The sequence below is a fragment of the Polaribacter glomeratus genome, assembly GCF_002954665.1.
In the GTDB taxonomy this organism is placed as follows: domain Bacteria; phylum Bacteroidota; class Bacteroidia; order Flavobacteriales; family Flavobacteriaceae; genus Polaribacter; species Polaribacter glomeratus.
Genome location: NZ_MSCM01000002.1, coordinates 1,314,137 through 1,333,698, shown reverse-complemented (window position 1 = coordinate 1,333,698; position 19,562 = coordinate 1,314,137). Strand labels below are relative to the sequence as shown.

The 19,562-nt window shown below is 32.6% G+C and carries 18 protein-coding genes; 16 read left to right on the top strand and 2 right to left on the bottom strand.

Annotated elements, in window-relative coordinates; all coding sequences use genetic code 11:
* Nucleotides 1-21: 21 nt before the first annotated feature.
* The 14 genes from arsM to BTO16_RS15830 all read left to right on the top strand — a co-directional run bounded on the left by arsM (nucleotide 22) and on the right by BTO16_RS15830 (nucleotide 16,461).
* The gene (gene arsM, locus BTO16_RS15900; RefSeq protein ID WP_105022630.1) at nucleotides 22-990 is read left to right on the top strand and encodes an arsenosugar biosynthesis arsenite methyltransferase ArsM; all 969 of its coding nucleotides are present in this window, start codon (nucleotides 22-24) and stop codon (nucleotides 988-990) included.
* 85 nt (nucleotides 991-1,075) lie between these two features.
* A complete protein-coding gene (locus tag BTO16_RS15895) occupies nucleotides 1,076-1,567 on the top strand; it encodes a rhodanese-like domain-containing protein (RefSeq protein ID WP_105022629.1) in 492 nt (163 codons plus the stop codon).
* 57 nt (nucleotides 1,568-1,624) lie between these two features.
* Nucleotides 1,625-2,236 (top strand): TIGR04282 family arsenosugar biosynthesis glycosyltransferase, encoded by a 612-nt coding sequence (locus tag BTO16_RS15890; RefSeq protein ID WP_105022628.1) that lies wholly within the window; start codon nucleotides 1,625-1,627, stop codon nucleotides 2,234-2,236.
* The gene (locus tag BTO16_RS15885) at nucleotides 2,236-3,051 is read left to right on the top strand and encodes a purine-nucleoside phosphorylase (protein ID WP_105022627.1); all 816 of its coding nucleotides are present in this window, start codon (nucleotides 2,236-2,238) and stop codon (nucleotides 3,049-3,051) included. Before BTO16_RS15890 ends, BTO16_RS15885 begins: the two co-directional genes overlap by 1 nt.
* A 768-nt stretch (nucleotides 3,052-3,819) precedes the next feature.
* Nucleotides 3,820-4,365, top strand: a complete 546-nt coding sequence (locus BTO16_RS15875; RefSeq protein WP_105022626.1) for an ester cyclase — start codon at nucleotides 3,820-3,822, stop codon at nucleotides 4,363-4,365.
* Nucleotides 4,366-4,579: 214 nt separating this feature from the next.
* On the top strand, nucleotides 4,580-5,095 hold the full coding sequence (locus BTO16_RS15870) for a nuclear transport factor 2 family protein (RefSeq protein WP_170064481.1): 516 nt from the start codon (nucleotides 4,580-4,582) through the stop codon (nucleotides 5,093-5,095).
* 74 nt (nucleotides 5,096-5,169) lie between these two features.
* The gene (locus BTO16_RS15865) at nucleotides 5,170-5,916 is read left to right on the top strand and encodes a DUF6090 family protein (RefSeq protein ID WP_105022624.1); all 747 of its coding nucleotides are present in this window, start codon (nucleotides 5,170-5,172) and stop codon (nucleotides 5,914-5,916) included.
* Between the two features lie 22 nt (nucleotides 5,917-5,938).
* Entirely contained in the window at nucleotides 5,939-7,174 is a 1,236-nt protein-coding gene (locus tag BTO16_RS15860) for an alpha/beta hydrolase-fold protein (protein WP_105022623.1), read from the top strand.
* 88 nt (nucleotides 7,175-7,262) lie between these two features.
* Nucleotides 7,263-7,994, top strand: coding sequence for a DUF6090 family protein (locus BTO16_RS15855; protein ID WP_105022622.1), 732 nt, complete (start codon nucleotides 7,263-7,265; stop codon nucleotides 7,992-7,994).
* Nucleotides 7,995-8,121: 127 nt separating this feature from the next.
* The gene (locus tag BTO16_RS15850) at nucleotides 8,122-9,168 is read left to right on the top strand and encodes a proline iminopeptidase-family hydrolase (protein WP_105022621.1); all 1,047 of its coding nucleotides are present in this window, start codon (nucleotides 8,122-8,124) and stop codon (nucleotides 9,166-9,168) included.
* A gap of 122 nt (nucleotides 9,169-9,290) precedes the next feature.
* Nucleotides 9,291-10,739, top strand: a complete 1,449-nt coding sequence (locus BTO16_RS15845; RefSeq protein WP_105022620.1) for an amidohydrolase family protein — start codon at nucleotides 9,291-9,293, stop codon at nucleotides 10,737-10,739.
* Between the two features lie 154 nt (nucleotides 10,740-10,893).
* Entirely contained in the window at nucleotides 10,894-14,166 is a 3,273-nt protein-coding gene (locus BTO16_RS15840; protein WP_105022619.1) for a S41 family peptidase, read from the top strand.
* 699 nt (nucleotides 14,167-14,865) lie between these two features.
* Nucleotides 14,866-15,735, top strand: a complete 870-nt coding sequence (locus tag BTO16_RS15835) for a cation diffusion facilitator family transporter (protein WP_105022618.1) — start codon at nucleotides 14,866-14,868, stop codon at nucleotides 15,733-15,735.
* Nucleotides 15,736-16,170: 435 nt separating this feature from the next.
* Nucleotides 16,171-16,461, top strand: a complete 291-nt coding sequence (locus tag BTO16_RS15830; RefSeq protein ID WP_105022617.1) for an alpha/beta hydrolase family protein — start codon at nucleotides 16,171-16,173, stop codon at nucleotides 16,459-16,461.
* Between the two features lie 616 nt (nucleotides 16,462-17,077).
* Here the strand turns inward: BTO16_RS15830 and BTO16_RS15825 are convergent.
* Nucleotides 17,078-17,383, bottom strand: coding sequence for a hypothetical protein (locus BTO16_RS15825; protein WP_105022616.1), 306 nt, complete (start codon nucleotides 17,381-17,383; stop codon nucleotides 17,078-17,080).
* 262 nt (nucleotides 17,384-17,645) lie between these two features.
* On the opposite strand from BTO16_RS15825, the gene BTO16_RS15820 reads away from it, so the two are divergent.
* Nucleotides 17,646-18,389, top strand: coding sequence for a hypothetical protein (locus tag BTO16_RS15820; RefSeq protein ID WP_105022615.1), 744 nt, complete (start codon nucleotides 17,646-17,648; stop codon nucleotides 18,387-18,389).
* 139 nt (nucleotides 18,390-18,528) lie between these two features.
* On the opposite strand, the gene BTO16_RS15815 is transcribed toward BTO16_RS15820, so the two are convergent.
* The gene (locus BTO16_RS15815; protein WP_105022614.1) at nucleotides 18,529-18,804 is read right to left on the bottom strand and encodes a winged helix-turn-helix transcriptional regulator; all 276 of its coding nucleotides are present in this window, start codon (nucleotides 18,802-18,804) and stop codon (nucleotides 18,529-18,531) included.
* A gap of 157 nt (nucleotides 18,805-18,961) precedes the next feature.
* Here BTO16_RS15815 and BTO16_RS15810 point away from each other — a divergent pair, with 157 nt between their 5' ends.
* Nucleotides 18,962-19,474 carry a VOC family protein gene (locus BTO16_RS15810; protein ID WP_105022613.1) on the top strand — a complete coding sequence of 171 codons (513 nt, stop codon included), beginning with the start codon at nucleotides 18,962-18,964 and terminating at the stop codon, nucleotides 19,472-19,474.
* Nucleotides 19,475-19,562: the final 88 nt, after the last annotated feature.

The following is a 19,562-nucleotide window of genomic DNA, read 5'->3' as shown; positions in this document are numbered from 1 at the left end:
AAAACATTTAAAACAATAGATATGAGCTATTTAGAAACTACACATAACGTATATAGAGAAGCTGCTTTAACACCAGATGTTGGTCTTTGCTGTACTACAAATCCTATTTGGGAATTACCAGGGTTAAAAATTCCAAGAATTATGCAAGAAATGAACTACGGCTGCGGTTCTACAGTTCATGCACGTGATTTAACCAACAATCCTAAAATGTTATATGTTGGCGTTGGTGGTGGTATGGAATTGTTACAATTTGCTTATTTCAACAGAAATAAAGGTGGCGTTATTGGTTTAGATGTTGTGGATGAAATGTTAGAAGCTTCTCAAAAAAACTTTAAAATTGCCGAAGAACAAAATGATTGGTTTAAAAGCGAGTTTGTAGATTTACGAAAAGGAGATGCGATGGATTTACCTGTGGATGATAACTCTATTGATGTTGCTGCTCAAAATTGCTTGTTTAATATTTTTAAGTCGGATGATTTAAAGAAAGCAATTGCAGAAATGTATCGGGTTTTAAAACCTCTCGGAAAGTTAGTAATGAGCGACCCAACGTGTGAGCAAGAAATGAATGAAGAATTGCGCAATGATGATCGTTTGCGCGCTTTGTGTTTAAGCGGAAGCTTATCAATTGCAAATTACGTAAAAGCGTTGACCGATGCCGGTTTTGGAACGATTGAAATTAGAGCGAGAAAACCATATCGTATTTTAGACCCGAAGAGCTATCCAACAGACGAATTAATTTATATAGAATCTATCGAAGTTGCCGCAATAAAAGATCCGATGCCAGAAGATGGTCCTTGCATTTTTACTGGAAAAGCAGCTATTTATTATGGTGAAGATGCTTTTTTTGATGACGGAAAAGGACATACTTTATTAAAAAATCAACCTTTAGCTATTTGTGATAAAACTGCTGCTGCATTAGAAAGTTTAGGCAGAGATGACATTTTCTTTTCTGCGTCTACTTTTCATTATGATGGTGGTGGATGTTGCTAGTTTTTTAAAAAACGTCATTGCGAGGCACGAAGCAACCTGCTTACAACTTAAGAATTTTCAAACATAGAACTACAAAAATATACGAATGAAAAAAATAGTACTACTTTTTCTTTTAATAAGTTCATCCACTTTTGGTCAGCAAAAATTAGATAAACTACTAAATAAATGGAACAACAAAAATGTTCCTTATATGTCTGTAGAAACATTAGCAATGCCAGAAACGAATGCTATTTTGCTAGATGCTCGAGAAGAAAATGAATTTAAAGTAAGTCATATTAAAGAGGCTATTTTTGTTGGTTACGATGATTTTAAAATTAACGAAACTCTAAAAAAATTACCCGAAGATAAAAATACTAAAATTGTGGTGTATTGCTCTTTGGGTATTCGTTCAGAAAAAATTGCAGACAAACTCATTAGAGAAGGTTATACGAATGTTTATAATCTATATGGCGGAATTTTTGAATGGAAAAATGCCGATTTTCAGGTAATTGACACCTTAGGAAACGCTACAGAAAAAGTACATACCTTTAATGAAAACTGGAGTAAATGGTTAAAGAAAGGTGAAAAAGTGTATTAGTGAAAAAAGTTTTCAGTTGTTAGTTGTTAGTTGTTAGTTGTTTAAAGTTTTTAAAAAATGAATTCAAATAGTAAAAATTTACTTTTAATATTTACAAGAAATCCCGAATTAGGAAAAGCAAAAACACGTTTAGCAAAAACGGTGGGTGATGAAACTGCTTTAGAAATCTATAAATTTTTATTAGAAAAAACACGAGAGGTTTCATCTAAAGTTACAGCTGATAAAGCGGTCTATTATTCCGTAAAAGTCAGATCTAACGATATTTGGGATGAAAATAGTTGTCAGAAACACCAACAAGTTGGAGAAGATTTAGGAATTAGAATGCTACATGCTTTTAAAAACGGATTTGATGCTGGATACCAAAAAGTACTAATTATTGGAAGTGATTTGTACGATTTAACATCAGAAATTATTGAAAATGCATTTATAGAATTAGATACTAACGATGTTGTTATCGGGCCTGCAGAAGATGGTGGTTACTATTTATTAGGGATGAATTCTTTGCATACAGCTGTTTTTAAAAATAAAGAATGGGGAACTTCATCTGTTAGAAAAGAAACTTTGGAAGATTTAAAAGATAAAAAAGTACATTTGTTGCAAGAACTAAATGATGTGGATGTTTTTGAAGATATTGAACACCATCCTGCTTTTCAACAATTTTTAAACTAATGAAAAAACAACAATTACAAGAAACTATCAATTTTTTAAAATCCGAAGGAATTACGCAACCAGAAATAGGGATTGTGCTAGGAACAGGTTTAGGAAAATTAGTGCAAGAAATTTCGATTGAAAAAGAAATTGCCTATGCCGACATTCCCAATTTCCCTGTGGCAACGGTAGAATTCCATTCTGGGAAATTAATTTACGGAGAATTATCAGGAAAAAAAGTATTGGTAATGGCTGGTAGATTTCATTTATATGAAGGATACAATGCCTGGGAAGTTACCTACGGAATTAGAACGATGCATGGTTTAGGGATTAAAAATTTATTGATTTCGAACGCTGCAGGCGCCATTAATTTATCCTATAAAAAAGGAGATTTAATGCTAATTGACGACCATATTAACTTACAAGGAAGTTCGCCTTTGGCTTTTAAAGGAGCCAATGATTTTGGTAACATTTTTGCTGATTTATTAGAACCGTATTCGAGAGAAATCAATCAAAAATTAAAAACCATCGCTAAAGAACAGAACATTCTTTTACATGAAGGTGTTTACACAAGTGTTTTAGGACCTCAACTAGAAACAAGAGCAGAATACAGAATGCTACAGATTTTAGAAACCGATGCTGTTGGTATGAGTACGGTGCCCGAAGTTATTGTTGCCAAACAACTCAATTTGCATTGTGCTGCTATTTCTGTTTTAACGGATGAATGTGATCCTAAAAATTTACAATCTGTAAATATTGCAGAAATTATTGCCATTGCGGGTAAAGCTGAACCTAAAATGATTACACTTTTTAAAGAGGTAATTAAGGTGTTGTAATTTGGATATTTTTTTTAGAGAATATTTCTTTTTTATCATATATTTATAGGCTAGCAAACTGTTTGATACACGAATATCTTTCCTTACTTTATAAAAATACTACATCTTTTACAAAAATATACTAGTATATTTGACACGATATACTAGTACTTTTTCAAAACCCACCTTGACCCGCAACAAAATACACCTTGACCGGATATAAGTTGCAGCCAGACGCGAGATAAAGTTGCACCTTGATGAAATATCAGAAACTATTGCCATTGCGGGTAAAGCTGAACCTAAAATGATTACACTTTTTAAAGAGGTAATTAAGGTGTTATAATTTAGAAAGACCCTTCAGGTTTTAAAAAACTGAAGGATCTTTATTTGAAAATTAGATGTGTAGTATACCATCTTAAAAGAGCAAAAACATATAACTTCAAAAAAACATTCTCTTTTCTTCTTTTTCGTTGCTTAGCTTAACTCTAAGCTTGTTTCTACTTTTTTAGAATGCACATTTACTTTTTATCTTTCGTCTAGCGCATTTTAATCCAAAAAAAAGGAGTAGCTTTCCGAAGTTATAAAATTGAATACGAATACTTTACACTTCCCTAAATTAAAATAAAAATACATACGTTACTGTTTAACGTAAAAGCTTTTAACATCAAAAGATAATAGTAACCAAAAAGCATCTATTATAAGGTTGCTTCTATTTTATTGGTCGTTATTAATAAAAACGGGTAAGCCGAAAACCGAAATAGAGTAGGCAACTATTTTAAAAATACATTTATGAACCTAACCAAGACCTTTTTAAGCAAATTATTTGCTTTACTACTTTTATCATCAATAATTAGCTGTAAAAATAAAGTTGTGCATGAACCAACTACAGAACATATTGCTTTAGAAATTGCCGAAAAACAATTAAATGAAAATTTAAAAATGTATGAAACTGTCTGGGATGACATACTTAACAACCGAGAAATTGACAAAATAAATGAGACAAATTTTGATCCTGATATTAAGATGATTTCTGCGACAGAAAATATAGTGGGAATTAAAGATTTTAAAGCGTATTATCAAAATTATTTAACTGGATTTTCTAATATTGAATTCACCATTGTGGATGTTTTTGGCCAAGGTGATAAAATTGTTAAACATTGGATTTTTAAAGGAACGCATACAGGAGAATTTTTCGGAATCCCTGCTTCGGGAAAAGATGTTGATATTGATGGTGTAACACTTGTTAAAATGAAAGATGGTAAAATAGCACAAGAACAAGACTTTATGGATAATTTATCTTTTTATCAGCAATTAGGTTTAATTCCGGTTGAATAATTAATTACTCACCAAAACATTATCAACTAAAACTTTATATTCTTTGCTTTTAACTCACGTTTTTTTCATTTATAAAACATTTTTCCCTAAACATTACTATTGGTTTTAATGAATTCTATTTGAGAAGTAAGTTCCATAAAAAAATAGCAATACTATCAAAAATTTACGAATGCCAACTTTACATCAAATAAATTCTAACCTAAAAAACTTTAAAATGAAAAAAATAATTCTAACCCTATTAACTGTAACTTTATTCGTATTAACATCTTGCAATACCAACAAAGTAGCAACACTAACCGACCAAGACAAAACAATAATAAAAACGGAAGTGCAAGCTGTGCTTAAACAAATTGTTGAAAGTAGTGAAGCTAGAAATTTTGAAAAAGCAACAGAACCTTACGCAGATATTCCTGAGTTTATTGCTATTAGTAATGGAGTAATTACTGGTTATGCCGATTTTATCAAATCTAATAAAGATTTTTTTGATGCATTAGACCATCAAAAATATACTGAAACCGACTTGATGTTTACATTTATTGATAAAAAAAATGTCATTTTAACCTATGGAGGATCTGCACTTGTTACAATGAAAAATCTGCAACAAATAAAAGTAGATCCATTTGCTGCAACATTAGTTTTTACAAAAATTGATGATTCTTGGAAAGTAATCTACTCTAGTGAAACTGCAATATTTATTCCGATAGTCGAAGATTCAACGATAATTAAATAACTATTTGATCTTTAATACACTTACAAAAAACTGCAATTTATGCTGTTTAAAATTAGGTCAAACTTGCTAACAAAATGATAAAATTCTTTAGAAAAATTCGCCAAAAGTTGTTGATTGAAAATAAATTCAATAAATACTTGCTATATGCATTTGGTGAAATATTTCTTGTAGTGATTGGTATTTTGATTGCTTTGCAAATAGGTATATGGACTAAAGCAAGACAAACGGACAAACTAGAACTAAAAATACAAAAAGAAATAAAAGGAAATCTAAAAAATGATCTAAACGTACTTCAACTTGTAATTCAAGTAATGCAAGAAGTAGACACTGCTTGCACTTTCTTAAAAACATCAATAGAACATAAGAAAAATCTTTCAAAAGGTTTTCTAAAAAATGCGGCTCTATTGAGAATTACTCCGCATTTTGATCCAAATAAAAGCGGCTATGATTTATTGGTTTCAAAAGGTATTGAGATTATATCGAATGATAGTTTAAGAAACGCCATTTCTACAAATTATGAAAGATTATATCCTTATTACAGAAGATATGAAGACGAGCGTCTTTTGTTTCACACAAATCATAGTGGGTCTAGATTGATAGAATATTTTAATTTAGAGTTTAGTAGAGATTTTGATTTCCATATTAAAGCACACATTACCTCTAAAGACTATGAAAGAATGCTTGCTGATGCGTCATTTTATAAATTATTATCCGCAATTAAATGCGAAAACAAGGCGGTTATAGATAGAGCTATGAGAGTAGAAAAGAGTATTATATCGCTTATTGCATTTCTTGAAAATGAAATTGCTACAACAAAATAAGAGAACCAAACTAAAATAAATTATGAAAAAATTATATATCGTTTTCTTTCTGTGCTTCGGCCTTTTTACAACGAATGCACAACACAATACGGATATTACTATCGGTAAAATTGACAGTTTAAATTCTAAAATAGTAGACGAACAACGAAAAATATGGATTCATGTTCCAGAAGAGAATTCTGATGGCATATATCAAAAGAAAAAATACCCTGTTGTTTATCTGTTAGATGGAGATGACCATTTTTCTTCAATAGTTGGAATGATTCAGCGAATGAGTTCTGAATCTGGAGGTGCTAATTGCCCTCAAATGATTGTGGTTGGAATCCCGAATACCAATAGATGGCGAGATTTAACACCTACAAAAGCAAAACTAGAGCTGCCTCTTATAGATAGTGTCATGGTTGCAAATTCTGGCGGAGGAGAAAATTTTATGTCTTTTATTGAGAAAGAATTAATTCCGTATATCGACTCAAAGTATCCTACAGACCCATATCGCATGTTTATTGGCCATTCTCTTGGCGGGCTAACTGTTATGAATACATTGATAAACAAACCTAATTTATTTAATGCTTATGTTGCAATTGATCCTTCTATGTCCTGGGATGATACTAAATTACTACAAACCATTAAGAAAACAGTACTAGATAAAAAGTACAGTAATAAAAGGCTCTTTTTAGGAATTGCCAATACTATGACTGCAGGCATGGATACCATAAGTGTTAAAAAAGATACCTCCGAAGATTCAAGACATATACGAGCTATTTTAGAACTTGAAATGCATCTTAAAAATGACACTCAAAAACGCCTGTCTTTTAAATCGAAATACTATAAAGAAGATGATCATGGAAGCGTAACATTAATTGCAGGTTATGATGCAATGCGCGCTATTTTTGACTTCTATCAATTTAAATTTAAGTTGGAATATTACGACAATCCTGAAAGTGATTTTGCAACCAAAGTTGAAAGTCACTACAAACAATTATCAAAAGAGTTTGGAAGAGAAATAAAACCAGATGAAGACTATTTGAACACTTGGGGATATCGGTTTTTAAATATGAAACAATTTAAAAAGTCAGAACAATTTTTTAAGCTTTACGTAAAAAGTTACCCTCAAAGTTATAATGCTTATGATTCACTAGGAGATTTTTATGTGGCGATAGAGAATAAAGATCTAGCAATCGAAAATTATAAGAAATCTGTTTCTTTGGATAAAGACGCTTCTTCTAAAGACAAATTAAAAAAACTCGAAGAGAAATAATAACTAGTTTTAAGTGCATTTACTTTTAGTATAATTAACCAATAAACCAATGTTAAAATTCTTTAGGCGTATGCGCCAAAACGTGCTTATGGAAAAACTGCCTGCCGGTAAGGCTGGTAAAACTGGAAAATATTTTAAATATGCAATTGGAGAAATTATTTTAGTAGTAATTGGAATCCTAATTGCATTGCAAGTAAATAACTGGAACATCGAAAGAACGGATAAAGACAGAGAAGCGAAGTATCTCTCTACCATTGTTCTTGACCTAAAGAAAGATCTAGTAAGATTAGACTACCTAATTAACTTTAGAAAAAACAGAGTTCTTGGAGACCAAAAATTGATACAACAAATAAATGGTGAACCAATTAATAACGTAACTAACTTAGCAAAAAATGTGGTCAATAGCTTAATGGAAGAAAATTTTTCTGCAAACAATACCACCTTTTTAGAGCTGTCCAATTCTGGGAATCTTAATCTAATCTCAAATGATGCTATAAAGTTGCTTTTACTTGAGTTGGAAGAACTTTATAAAACAAACAATTTAAACATAGCGCACGAAACTTTTGACTATCGTGAGTATATTTCTAAACCTGCATCCAAACACTTAGATATAGAAAAACTTTTTCCTGTATTTATAGGCCAAAAAACAGTTGAAGAACAGAAAATAACCATCGATAGTTTCAACTCATTATTAAAAAGTAAAGAATACAAAAATGGCTTATTCATCATGACTATTATGTCTAGTTCCTATATAGCATCCTATGAAAAAATGAAATCAAAATCAGAAACCATCATAAAATTGATCCAATTTAAAAAATAACAAGCGTTGCATAAAATTAATTACCTAGTAAAAATCTACGGATGAGAATGCTAACAGGTTTTAAATTCGGAGATAGTTTCTTAACCTAACACAAATAAGTAGCAATACCTAAACCAAACCTAAAATTATGAAACATGTAATAACATCAATAGTACTGATATTGCTACTCGTAATGAGTTGCACAAATAAAAAAACAGCTCTTATTAATACTGATAAAAGCAGTTATTTCGATTACTCTAAGAGTGACGACCAAACTACAGGCGGTATTAAAATGATTCCTATCGTAACGCCAAAAGGCACTTTTAATGTCTATACAAAACGGATGGGAAACAATCCTAAAATGCGCGTTTTGCTTCTTCACGGTGGTCCTGGCGGAACGCATGAGGAATTTGGAAATTTTGACGGCTATTTGCCCAATGAAGAAATTGAGTACATCTACTACGATCAATTAGATTCTTATTACAGTGATAAACCAAACGATTCTACCCTTTGGACAACGGCGCATTTTGTGGAGGAAGTTGAACAAATAAGAAAGGCTTTAAACCTTAATAAAGATAACTTTTATCTGCTTGGTCAATCTTGGGGCGGAATTTTAGCGATGGAATATGCCTTAAAATATCAGGATAATTTAAAAGGACTCATCATTTCAAATATGATGGCAAGTGCACCAGCATATACAAAATATGCCAATGAAGTTTTAGGGCAACAAATGGATCCTGCTATTCTAAAAGAAATTATGAATCTGGAAGCAAATAACGATTTTGATAATCCAAGATATAGCGAGCTTTTAATGAATAATTATTATACAGAACATATTTTAAGAAAGCCTGTCGAACAATGGCCAAAATCAATAAACTTACTTTTTGAACATCTCAATCCAAATATTTACGTCTATATGCAGGGTCATAGTGAGTTTGGAATGACTGGTAATGCGACCTTAAAAAATTGGGATGTTTCTAGTAGACTCAAAGAAATTAAAACACCCACTTTAATGCTCGGAGCAAAATATGATACAATGGATCCAAAATACATGTCATGGATGGCTACAGAGGTACAAAACGGCAGAAGCGTAACCACAAACGGAAGCCATCTTTCCCAATTTGACGACCCAGAAACTTACTTCCCTGCATTGATAAAATTTATCAAAGATGTAGATACGGATCAATTTAAATAATCCAAAAAGAATATAAAAGTTCGCTTCTAATCAAGTGAATTTATTCATAAGAAAACAAAAATTATACGTTTAAATACTAAAAGCAAGTATCCTCTTTAAAAAAGAGCTAAAAAACAAAATATATGAGAAAAGTCTTAAAATTTATTGGTATCGTAGTAGGTGTCCTTTTACTGATTGGTGTAACAGGTTATTTCGTTTGGTTCCATAATTCAGAAAAACATGTGCTAAAACTTCAAGCTTCCCTGGTTTATAGCCCAGATAAAAGCAGTGGTTTTTTAATTACCAATGCAAATATTATTGATGTTGAAGCTGGTATCGTTCTTAAAAATCAACATCTAATCATAGAGAACGGTGTTTTTAAGCAGATTTTTGAAGGTCAAATTTCTGATAGTCTAAAAGCAAGTTATAAAATTGTAGACGCAAAAAATAGATACCTGATGCCCGGGATGATTGATATGCACACCCATTTAAATAGCGGCGGATTAATACCTCCAGAAGAATCTACCCGACCAATGGCATTAGAGCAATTTGCAAGATACGGTGTGAGTACGATTTTTACGTTAGGCGGCCACGGATTTAATCAAGAGGTTACCGCAGAACTTATACAAAAACAACAAAAGCATCAAATCGTAGCCCCGATGATTTTAGCAACTGGAAGTATACTAACGGCACCAGGTGGTTATCCAATTCCATTTGTATCTGGTATGACGGGCCTACCAGAAGATCAAATAGATCTTCATGAACAAGGCATATTTACAATTACAGATGAAACTGATTTGGATGCAATGTTTTCTAAAAAGAAAAAACTTGGCCTCAACGGCGTTAAAGTAATGGTAGAATCTGGTTTAGGTGGTGCTTCAGAAGAACCACGATTATCAAATGAATTGACAAAAAAAATCGTTCAAAAAGCATCAGAATACAACCTACCTGTTTTTGCTCACATTACGCGTAAAGCTGATTTGCAAGACGCTGTAAACACCGGCGCAAATGTTATTGTTCATACCCCAGAAGATCAGTTACTAACAAGTGCTGATCCTATCTTAGAAAAAATGATTCAAGATTCGATTGCCTATACACCAACGCTTTCTGTGGCATATATATTTCAATATGTTGGCTCTGCAGAAATTTTAGAAGATCCTTTTATGCAGCAATACAGTTCTGCAAAAACTAATCGCAGCCTAGAAAACTGGTTCGTTAGACAAATGATGGTTCGCAGTTACAATCTTGATCCAGATTTGCATAAAGAAAATATTCTTAAAAATTTTACGACAATGTACAAAGCGGGTGTTACTATACTCATGGGTTCAGATGCAGGGAACCCTTCAATAATTCCTGGTTATAGTGCGCACAAAGAATTAATATTTATGTCTGAAGCGGGCATGACCAATGCAGAAGTTCTTCGTTCTGCAACTATTGCGCCTGCTAAATTTTTAAAAATGGAAGATACAATTGGAAGTATTAAAGAAGGCAAAATTGCCAGTTTCTTGATGCTAGACAAAAACCCGTTAGATGCTATAAAAAATTCGCAAACCATCTATAAAGTAATGCTCGAAGGGTATTGGATTGAATAACTCGTTAAAACATGCTATCAAATTTATTGTTTGCTCTTGCCTTCTTTCAAAAAATATACGGATTAAAAGCTAATTCGTTTTATTTTAGTAATTTAGAGCTTACTCAACAAAAACCATTTAAAGTCAATTCTTTACATGAACTAACCAAATTATTATGAAAAAAATACTCACACTTTTTTTTGCTTTTATTAGCTTCTATTCTTACAGTCAAATTAACGCGAAGCTTTTGCGCTATGTCGATGTTTCTCAAACTCAAATTTGTTTCGTTTATGGCGGTGATATTTGGGTACTGGATAAAAACGGAGGCGTTGCAACCCAACTAACCAATTCCCCAGGCGAAGAATCCTATCCAAAATTTTCTCCAAATGGCGAAGAAATAGCATTTACTGCCAGTTACAGAGGAAATCCTGATGTATATGTAATGAACATCAAAGGAGGTGTTCCAAAAAGAATTACCTATGGCTCACATTCAGATCGAATGGTTGAATGGCATCCTAATGGTGAAAAAATTCTTTTCGCCTCTCGTCGCGAAACAGGGATTCCGTCAGGTCGTGTAAACCAACTTTTTTTAATTTCAAAAAACGGAGGAATGCCCGAGAAATTAGCGATTCCCTATGGTGAAATAGCTTCTTTTTCTGCTGATGGAAAACAGTTGGCATACATTACCAAGATTACAGAAACGTATCCGTTTAAAAGATATCGTGGTGGTTTAACATCCGATGTTATCTTATTTAATTTAGAAAACAACACTGCTAAAAACATCACGAATAACACAGCAAACGACGGCAAACCTGCTTGGGCTGGCGATAAAATTTACTTCTTATCAGATCGTGCAGATGATATGCGTTTAAATGTGTGGAGTTATGACACAAAAAACGAAGCCATTAAGCAAGTTACCCAATTTAAAGATTTTGACATCACCTATTTATCCGCAGGACCCTCAAATCTTGTGTTTGAAGTTGGTGGCACATTGCACCTTATGGATCTTGCTACCGAACAGTCCAAAGAAATAAAAGTATCCGTAGTTAGTGATTTAACCTTAGAAATGTCTAAACGAGTTAATGTTCAGAGAAACATTAACAATGCAACAGTGTCTCCTGGCGCAAAACGTATAGTTTTTGAGGCTCGTGGAGAGTTGTTTAATGTACCTGTAAAAGATGGTTTTGTGCATAATATTACAGCAAGTTCGGGTGCTTTCGACCGCAGTCCATCTTGGTCTCCAAACGGCGACCATTTAGCGTATTGGAGTGATGCTTCTGGAGAGAATGAAATTTACATCCAAGCAATGCGCGAAGAAAAAGCGCCAAGAAAAATTACCTCTCGAAATAAAGGATATGGCTATGCGCTTTACTGGTCTCCAGATAGCAACAAGCTCGCCTTTATCGACGAAAAAAATGATATTAGCATTGTCGATGTGGCTTCAGGCAAAATAGAAATTGCAGATAATTATATGTGGAATTATGGTCACGGTAGCCGCAATGGATACGCTATCAACTGGTCGCACGATTCAAATTATCTAACCTACGCTATTGGTATGGAAAATTCGAACGAAGCTATTTTTATCTATGATATAAATAGTAAAGAATCAAAACAGGTAACCAGCGGTTTTTATAACGACAGTGATCCTGTTTTTAGCAAAGATGGCAAGTACCTTTTCTTTCTTACCAATAGAAATTTTGATGCTGCTTATAGTGCCTTAGGTGATGGAACTTGGATTTATCCAAACGCAACGCAATTGGCAGCAATTAGTTTAAGTGATGCTTCGCCTTATATTTTACAAGCAAAAAATGATGCTTTAGAAGCTGAAAAGAAAGAAGAACTTTCAGAAAACAAAGAGAAGTCTAAGAAAGCCAAACCAGAGAGCCAACCGATTAAAATTGATTGGAACGGACTCGAAAACAGACTTGTTATTTTACCAATTAAACCAGGTAATTTAGGAGAACTAATGGCCTTCGACGGTAAAGTTACCTACATGCGCTACCCAAATACAGGATCGGATGGAGGCGACCCTGCATTGCTATTTTATGACCTAAAAGACCGCGAAGAGAAATCGATTATATCAAAAGTTCGCAACGTAATTCAAACAGCCGATGGCGCATCACTTTTAGTGCAAGTCGGTGCACAATTTGCAATTGTTAAACCAGAGCCAGATCAAAAAATTAAGGATGCAATACCTACAGATGGTTTAGTAATGGAACTTCATCCGAAGGAAGAATGGCGACAAATATTTAAGGATACTTGGAGAAGATACCGTGATTTCTTTTATGATGAAGAAATGCAACAGGTAGACTGGCAAGCAATGCGAACGCGTTATGGTGCTCTTATCGAAGACGCAAGATCTCGTTGGGATATTTCTTATCTACAATCGAACATGTTGGCAGAATTAAGTGCAGGACATACTTATACTCGTGGCGGCGATAATGAAACTGTAGACTACGTTAGCACAGGTTATTTAGGGATTGATTGGGGCATGGATTCTAAAGGTTATAGAATAAAAAGAATTGTAAAACCCGCAGCTTGGGATGCAGAAAACAGGTCGCCTTTTGACAGACCAGGTGTTGATGTTTCTGAGGGTGATTATATCCATTCTGTAAACGGTGTGGCGTTGCCCTTAGACAAAGAACCGTTTGCAGCCTTTGAAGGTTTAAATGGTAAAACAGTTGTTTTAAAAATAAGTAAGACAGGTAAATTAAGCGATGCAAAAGACATCGTTGTTACTTGTTTAACAGAAAATGAAGAAGAAAATATTCGCTATTTAAATTGGATTGAAACCAACCGATTACTCGTCGAAAAACTTTCTGACGGCAAACTAGGTTATGTATACATGACAGATACTTCGCCAAGAGGACAGCTAGATCTTGTAAAAATGTACTATGGGCAACTAGACAAAGAAGGGTTTATTATTGATGAACGCTTTAACGGTGGTGGCCAATTGGCAGACAGGTTCCTTGAATTGCTAACAAGACCCGTTATTTATAATTTGTATTGGAGACATGGCAAAACAACTACCCAACCTGCAAAAACGAATACAGGACCGATGGGAATGTTAATTAACGGTTGGGCAGGTTCTGGTGGCGACGGCCTTCCTTGGGCGTTTAGAGAGCTTGATGCTGGCCCAATTGTGGGTGAACGAACCATTGGTATTTTAGTTGGCCCAGCAACGGGGCATCAGTTAATTGATGGCGGAGGTATAACAGTTCCTGGTGCTAGATTGTATTACAACTCGGGCAAATGGTTTGACGAAGGTGTGGGTGTTAAGCCAGATTTTACTGTTTGGGACGACCCAAACTTATTACTAAAAGGACGTGATCCTCAAATGGAAAAGGTAGTGCTTGAGGTGCTAAAGTTAGTTAAAACAAACCCAAAAACGAGCACGCCAACACCTGCCAAAGAAGATCGTACTGCAGAAGGATTGCGTAAAAATTAACATACATAAATAGTAAAGTAGGCAAGTATAGAAACATGAATAATAGCTTCTTCTTGCCTACTCTATAATCATCACAAATTTTCGATGATATAATACACCCAACAAAGCGGCATAGAAAGACTTTTTATGGCTACTTATATTGGTGGAATAAATATCTTAGAGCTAGAAATTCCGTCTTTGAAATGAGACCAAATAATTTTGACCTATTAAAAAAGGCAAGTGAATTTAAAAATTTCCTAGCTTTTTTCAACAGCAACTTCCGGGTCGTTTAGATTAAACTACAGTTACAATATATTAAAGCAGACTAAAGATTTACTTACCAACATAGAAAAAAAAATCGCTAGGCTCGAAAATTAAACCGCCCTTTAAATCTTAAAAAAATAACTTACAAAACTAAATACCAAGAAGTCTTAAATGAAAACGTTCGTATTATATAATTTTTTAGTAACCTTGCACAACTCACTAGTTTTGAAGGTTCGGATATCATTGCCAAATTTTATAAGCGTAATTGAATAATGTAAACCAACTTCTTAGAAATCCCGATGATAAAAAAAACTCATTTTAATGGTTATAGGTTCAACACACACTACTTATTTTAATTTTTTTATTGAAAATAGTCCTAAATATTTCTTGGTAAACGTATCTAATTAGACAACCTTTGCAGTAATACAGTAAGCACCACAATTCTAATAAATTTAAATGACCAACGAACAAACTGCAATACGAACCACTTATTTTAGTATTATTGGCAATACTATTTTAGCGATTGTAAAAGGGCTTGCAGGCTTTTTTGGTAATTCGTACGCACTAATTGCAGACGCTATTGAATCTACCACAGATATTTTTGCTTCCTTTTTAGTTTTACTAGGTTTTAAATATGCAAAAAGACCTGCGGATGAAAATCATCCTTACGGACATGGCAAAATTGAGCCTTTAATTACTTTTGGTGTTGTTGTTTTTTTGGTAGTTTCTGCCACAATAATTGCTTATAAGAGTATTCTAAACATTCAAACACCACATAAAATTCCAAAATCTTGGACTTTAATTGTGTTGGGCATCATTATCATATGGAAAGAAATCTCCTATCAAATTGTAATTAAAAAAAGTAGACAAATAAATAGTTCTTCGCTTAAAGCGGATGCTTGGCATCATAGAAGTGATGCAATAACTTCGGTAATGGCATTTATTGGTATTTCGATAGCAATTATTTTTGGTAAAGGATATGAAACTGCAGATGACTGGGCTGCTTTGTTAGCTGCTGGTTTTATTCTTTATAATAGTTACTTAATTTTAAGACCTGCTTTAGGCGAAGTTATGGACGAGCAATTGTATGACGATCTTATTCTTGAAATTAGAGCAAAATCAATCGAAGTACAAGGTGTTTTAGGAACCGAAAAATGTTTTATCAGAAAATCTGGAATGAAATTCCACGTAGATTTGCATGTAATTGTAAATAGTGAAATATCTGTAAAAATAGGGCACGATATTGCGCACACATTAAAAGATTATTTAAGATCAGAAATTAAAAATTTAGGACACGTGCTCATTCATATTGAACCGCACAATTAAAAAGGAAAATACTTGTAGCTCTAAAGCATCTTGCATCAACCTTGCCCTAGCGCAGAGGTATATTACTCTTAATGAATGACTTTTTGCCCTTACCCAATTATATTTTACCATAATTAAATCATTTTTGATAGTATTTATAGACCTAGCGCAACCACATATTGCCCTTAATGAATGACTTTTTATCCTTGATGAATGATATTATTACGAAAAGCAGCCACTTCTCACCCTTGATGAATCACATTTGATTGATTTTAACTCATTTTACGCTGGTTTGCATTCAAAATAAATATTTTGCATAAAATTTCATCAAAATATAAACAGCCTATTTATAAATACAACATTTTGTGGGGAGATTAAAAATAATTCTTGCGTACACACTTTAATCGTATACAAAAATGCTCCAAATCGCCACAACAAATTACCGCAACCTAACAAGTGCAAAAAGATGTTTCTTGTGGTATTGATACAGCACAAAAAACGGACATTTATCTACCTAAAGACGCTAAATCTTTTGGCAAGCAGAATTACACAATTGTATTTTTAAACGGCGGTGGTTATTATATAAGTGATAAAAGCGAAGAAGAAAGATATATTGAGCTTTATTTAAAAAAAGGAGTAAATGTTGTAAATCTTAATTACCGATTAAAAAAAGGAATTCCGATTGTAACAACCGACCTAACTGGATGTGTTACTATAGAGACCAAAAAGCTTTCACAGCCCAAGTGAAGCGGAATTAAAAGATGCATATCTAAAAATATTTACTTTTTTAGGTAATTTATAGAAGGAATGTCATTATTACCCGATAAAAGACTCAAGACCACTCCGCTTTAGAACAAAGACCCAATACTTAACTTTAACTATTTGACAAATAGCTATAACTAAAAATAAAATTATTTTAAAAAAGCAAGTTTTAATTTAGAAAATCTTCTTATATCTTATTTTAAGAGGATTCACCAAACTATAACTATTTTAATTGAGCACAAAGAAAGAATATATATGAGGTTTAATTTAAATGAGATGATAAAATGTAATCTTAAGATTGCAATCCATTCTTTTAAACAAATTAAAATAAGAGCACTTTAAAAATATATAAAATTGTACCTAAAAAAGATCCTTAATTTATTTCCACTTTGAGTTATTTACAAGCGTAGCTTTATTCTTGAACAAAAGATTTAAAATGCAGAAATAACAATCTATAAACTAACAGTAAATTAAATTGTTTATGGAGACTATCTGTAAAATGAAATAGAAAAAGCGGTAATATAGGGCTATTACCGCTTTTTCTGTTTAAAATATACCATCCTTAAAAGTAAAAATTAGGGAGCAAATAAGAAACTGATACTTACAGTATAATGATTATTAATAGAATAATGATAATTGCAGTAGCAGATATATAGATTCCGTTTCCTGATGATCTTACATTAGATTTAAGTGCACGAGTCTCTACACGAAGTTCCTTTTTCTCAGCACGATTAAGATTGGATTTATCCATCTCTTTTATTTCTTCTAGGCGATTAAGCATCACCTGAATTTCTGCAGGAATCTCTGTAGGCGTTGTTGTTTTTGGATTTTTATCAGCAGCACTGATTGTTGTAAAAGTACTTAATGAGATCATCATTATTAGTGCATAAAGTCTTGTTTTTTTCATTTTAGGGCTTTTTAAATTGATAAAATATTTGTTGTAAAGGTACAAGATAATCCTTCTCAAAATATTACACAATTTTTTTTTAAACTTACATAATTCACAGATGAGAATAAAAATAGTGTAGTTCTTGCCTTTTTTACATTAATATTCTACCTGTTTTTTTGATAGTTAATTCCTATTCTTACTCTAAGTAGCTTTTATTTAGTAAATTAGAGGTTGAAAGTTTATAAATACATAGGTCTTCATTAACACCAACAACTACCCAATGATGAAATTCTTTAAAAGTGCTAGATACCAACTTATGGATAAAAACAGAAAGTATATAAGGTATGCTATTGGCGAAACTTTTCTGGTAGTAATCGGAATTTTAATCGCAGTTCAAATTAATAACTGGAATGAAGACAGAACTATCCGAAACCTTGAAAAAACCTATCTAGAAAACATAAAACTAGATCTTAACTTAAATCGAACGTCTCTCGAAGCCTTTGTTATTGATAGGGAGAACTCTATAAAGTCAACCGATAGTATTCTGGACTATTTTAATAAAAGAAAGGAGTTAGATGTGGTTGCTTTTAATAGGCATAGTTTAAATATTATGGTTTGGCTTCCATTTGAGCAGCATGACAATACGTACCAAGAATTATTGAACTCAGGTAATTTTTCTATCCTAACAAACAAAGACGTACAAGATCATTTACAGAATATGCAAAGCAAATTCAAGAAAGTTGCTTTTATAGAGAACGAAATGCAACAAGACTTTGAAAGTTATCTATATGATCCTTTCTTTACCACGGTCGACTTAGAGACTTCCTTAAAAAGTTTAAATGAAACCTCTGTTAAGCTTGATGTAAATCAAGTAAACGCCCTACTCAATAATCAGACATATAAAAACGGATTTATTCTTTCTGCTTTTAACAGCAGTACCTTAACCAAAGAGTATTCCGAAATGATTAAAACAACCGATGCGCTCATAGTAATAATTGATAAAGAATTGCAAAAAGACGAATAGGAAGTGATCGAAGTGCATGCTAAATTTAGCACGGGTTCTTAGGCACCTTTGTAAAAGTAAGCTGAATCTTTGTTTTTTACATTGGAATGTATTAAAAACTTAAAAGACCGTTATCAGAAAGCAATAATATGTTATTTAATTAGTTTTGAATATCCTCCAAACCCCATGTATCTAAACCTCTTAAAATAGTTTCAAGAGATTTACCTCTTTCGGTTAATTTATATTCCACTTTTGGCGGAACCACAGGAAATACTTTTCTTGATATCAATCCATATTTCTCTAATTCTCTAACCGTTTGTGTAAACATTTTATTTGAAATACCTTCAATCTGCTTTTGTAATATCCCTGAGCGTAAATTGCCTTCTAAAAGATGAAATAAAACTAAAGGTTTCCATTTTGTACCTATTAAATTCATCGTGTAATTTAAAGGACAAATACTTTCTTTATTCAATTTTATATTTTTAAAGTTTTAATAATCATCAATTTACTCGTCTGGGTAACTATGCTACTTTTTAGTAAGATATTGCTTACAAAGTAAATATAGATTAATTTTGTAGGCTAAATTACATTTTATGACAGCAATTAAAAATTATCCTAAATCATTTTCGCATATTGGTATTACAGTTCCAGATATCAAAAAGGCCGTAAAATTCTATTCAGAAGTTATGGGTTGGTATATTATTATGGAACCTGCTACCGTTAAAAAAGAAACCGAAACAGCTATAGGCCAAATGTGTATTGATGTTTTTGGAAGCGATTGGACTGAATTTGAAATTGCTCATTTAGCAACATCAGATGGAATTGGAATTGAATTATTTTCTTTTCCTCATGGCATTAAAGAAGCTCCAGAATTTAACCCTTTTAATACTGGCCTTTTTCATTTCTGTATTCAAGACCCAAACATTGAAGAGCTTATTGATAAAATTATAGCTTATGGCGGAAAACAAAGAATGCCAATTAGAGAATATTACCCAAAAGACAAGCCCTTTAAGATGTGTTATGTAGAAGATCCTTTCGGAATCGTTTTTGAAATATACACACATAGTTATGAGTTAACATATTCATCAGGAGCTTATTCAAAATAAATAATAGTTCTAATTAGAAAATTAAGAAATAGATTGAATTTCGTCGATACATGATTGTGCTTTGAAAAGCTTCCATTTATATAAAAAG